The sequence below is a fragment of the Xanthomonas sp. SHU 199 genome (assembly GCF_000364665.1).
GTDB classification, from domain to species: Bacteria; Pseudomonadota; Gammaproteobacteria; order Xanthomonadales; family Xanthomonadaceae; genus Xanthomonas_A; species Xanthomonas_A sontii.
This window is the reverse complement of sequence record NZ_AQOI01000109.1, coordinates 1-2062: the sequence shown is the minus strand read 5'-3', so window position 1 is coordinate 2062 and position 2062 is coordinate 1. Positions and strand designations below refer to the sequence as shown.

Annotated in this window: 4 protein-coding genes; 2 read left to right on the top strand and 2 right to left on the bottom strand. The window is 66.7% G+C overall.

Features of this window, described 5'->3' with window-relative positions; all coding sequences use genetic code 11:
• On the top strand, positions 1-271 hold a 271-nt coding region (locus D183_RS0105140), incomplete at its 5' end, for a hypothetical protein (protein ID WP_017908056.1).
• Positions 272-372: 101 nt separating this feature from the next.
• Here the strand turns inward: D183_RS0105140 and D183_RS24050 are convergent.
• A complete protein-coding gene (locus D183_RS24050) occupies positions 373-1332 on the bottom strand; it encodes a virulence RhuM family protein (RefSeq protein ID WP_255325521.1) in 960 nt (319 codons plus the stop codon).
• On the opposite strand from D183_RS24050, the gene D183_RS27730 reads away from it, so the two are divergent.
• Positions 1231-1443 (top strand): hypothetical protein, encoded by a 213-nt coding sequence (locus tag D183_RS27730; RefSeq protein WP_017908054.1) that lies wholly within the window; start codon positions 1231-1233, stop codon positions 1441-1443. The two genes, D183_RS24050 and D183_RS27730, sit on opposite strands and share 102 nt — an antisense overlap.
• Before the next feature lie 9 nt (positions 1444-1452).
• Here D183_RS27730 and D183_RS24040 read toward each other — a convergent pair.
• On the bottom strand, positions 1453-2062 hold a 610-nt coding region (locus D183_RS24040), incomplete at its 5' end, for an ATP-binding domain-containing protein (protein WP_039726195.1).

Below are 2062 nucleotides of genomic sequence, written 5' to 3'. Positions count from 1 at the left end.
GGAGGGCGAGAAGTTCGTCGGCCACTGGGTCAACGTGGAGTCGAAGGACGACACGATCGACATCGAGCGCAACGGGGAGTCGTTCATGGTGCGCAATACCACTCCGCGCTTCTTCACCCGCAAGCCCAAGACCGAGAGCTACCCGGCCATCTACAAGGACGGCGTGCTGCAGGTGACCAACGACGGCGAGACGGTGAACTTCGCCATCGACGAGGCCGATGGGCACCTCAACACCGGCAGCGACGAGTACCAGCGGGTTCCGGCCAAGTAGTTGCGCGACGTCGAGCCCGGACCCCGGGCTCGCCTGGCCTACCCGCATCGGAAGGTTGCTGCGGGCCCGGCAGTTCGCCGGTTCCCGGGACGCCGCTTCGCTTACTCGCCAGTGGGCCGCTTGGTCCGCGTGGACCGGCGTTTCTCGCTCTCGAGCGCTTTCAGCTTGCGCGTTGCCTCTTCGAAATCGCGCTCCACCGGCGACGGTTCTTCCAACGTGCGCTGCCTGTAGCGGGCGAACTCGGCCTTGGAAAATTCCAATGCCTGTTCGCGGCCGATGCGGCCAGCATGGGTCAGCACGTCGCGGTCGCTCAGGCGCAGGAAATCGTCCAGCTTGGCGATCCACGCGTCCATGGTCATCGGCCTGCGGTTCATGGCCTGCAACTCGGCGAACTCCAGGTAGGCGGTGACGATGCGGTTCAGTGCCCCCAGCTCCTCCGCGTTCAAGTAGCTCTTGGCGACGACCGCATCGGACGCGCGCGGCGCGGCGCCCACCCAGTTGGTCATGCCGCTGTGCGGCTTGCTGGCGTCGGCGCGCTCCATGAGCAGTTCGGCGGCGGTGTGGCCATGGGCCGCCCAGTGCATCTTGTTCTGCACGGTGGCGAAGAAACGCTGGCTGGCCTCGGCCGACGGGTCGTAATCCACGCTGGTGGCGTAGATGTCCAGCACTTTGCGCCAGAACAGCTTCTCCGACGAGCGGATGTCGCGGATACGGCCCAGCAGTTCTTCGAAATAGCCATCGTCAGGCCCGCGCTTGAGCCGTTCGTCGTCCAGCGCGAAGCCCTTGACCAAGTACTCGGACAGCCGCGCCGTCGCCCACTGGCGGAACTGGGTGCCGCGCGCGGAGCGGACCCGGTAGCCGACGGCGAGGATGGCGTCGAGGTTGTAGTGATCGATGGTACGGCGCACTTGGCGCTCGCCTTCGGCTTGAACTATTCGGAATCTCCGAATAGTTCGTTCATGTTCAAGTTCACCCTCGGAAAAAATGCTGCCGAGATGTTCATTGATCGTTGGGACAGAGACTTGAAACAGTTCTGCGATCTGCCGCTGCGTCAACCACACCGACTCGCCTTCCAGCCGCACCTGGATCCGCGTCTGCGCATCCTCGCTGCGATACAGGATCAATTCCGAGGTGGGGGCGTCCTTGTCTTCGTTACGCATGCCAGCTCCTGACGCGGTTCGTCAAAACAGCGCGCCCTGGATCGGCGTGCTGGGTAGTTCGGGAAGGATATCGGCTGCAGGCCGCATCGGCTGCGACTGTGGCTGCTGCTCCCCACCCAACCGCCACGCCAACCCCGAGATCCGCGCCGCATGCCGGGCCAGGGCGGCGCGCAGCACCGCTTCGCTGGCGGCGATGTGCAGCGCGCGGCGGGCGCGGGTGATGCCGGTGTAGACCAGTTCGCGGCTGAGCACGCGGGCGTCGCGGGCCGGCAGCTGAAGCCAGACTTCGTCGAATTCGCTGCCCTGGGCCTTGTGCACGGTCATGGCGAAGGCGCTTTCGTGCGCGGGCAGTGCGGCCGGGTGGAAGCCGCGGACTTGGCCGTCGCCGTCGCCGGCGCCGTCGAACCAGGCGACCAGGGTGCCCTGGGCGTCCTTCAGGCAGATGCCGACGTCGCCGTTGAACAGGCCGTGGCGGTAGCTGTTCTCGGTGATCAGCAACAGGCGGCCGTGGAACCAGGGCGCGGCGGCGCCGAGGCGGCGTGCGCCGCTGGCGGTCTCGGCCAGCAGTTGTTCGATGCGCGCGTTGAGCCCGCGCGCGCCCTGCGGGCCGGCGCGCACGGCGGTGAGCAGG

Coding starts and splice junctions, on each gene's coding strand:
- D183_RS27730 (WP_017908054.1), top strand. CDS start 1,231: ATGTTCAAGTTCACCCTCGGAAAAAATGCTGCCGAGATGTTCATTGAT.